Genomic DNA, 299 nt, shown 5'->3' with positions numbered 1-299 from the left:
ACGGAACGAGCATCACTTGGGGCTCGGACAAATCGAGCATCGTCGCAGTCAACGGAACAGTGACACGCCCAAGCTACACAGCAGGCGATGCTCTCGTAACGCTGACGGCAACGATTAAGAAGGGCTCCGTCGAAGAGACGAAGACCTTCACACTGACGGTAACGAAGCTAGCGCAAACCGACACCGAGGCAGTAGCGGCGGCGAAAGCGGCAGTTGAAGTTGGCTATGCAAGCGGAGATTCTGCATCTGACGTGAAGCAGAATCTGACGCTCAGCACGGCAGGCCTAGACGGAACGAGC

1 protein-coding gene is annotated in these 299 nt (G+C 57.2%); it reads left to right on the top strand.

Annotation, left to right across the window (positions count from 1 at the left end; genetic code table 11):
* Positions 1-299: immunoglobulin-like domain-containing protein (locus SBI19_RS29410; RefSeq protein ID WP_317973081.1), on the top strand; the 299-nt coding region annotated here is incomplete at both ends.

Source organism: Paenibacillus sp. CCS19, assembly GCF_033239625.1.
Lineage (GTDB): Bacteria > Bacillota > Bacilli > Paenibacillales > Paenibacillaceae > Paenibacillus_T.
The sequence above is the reverse complement of the archived record's forward strand: the minus strand, read 5'-3'. Positions and strand labels throughout refer to the sequence as shown.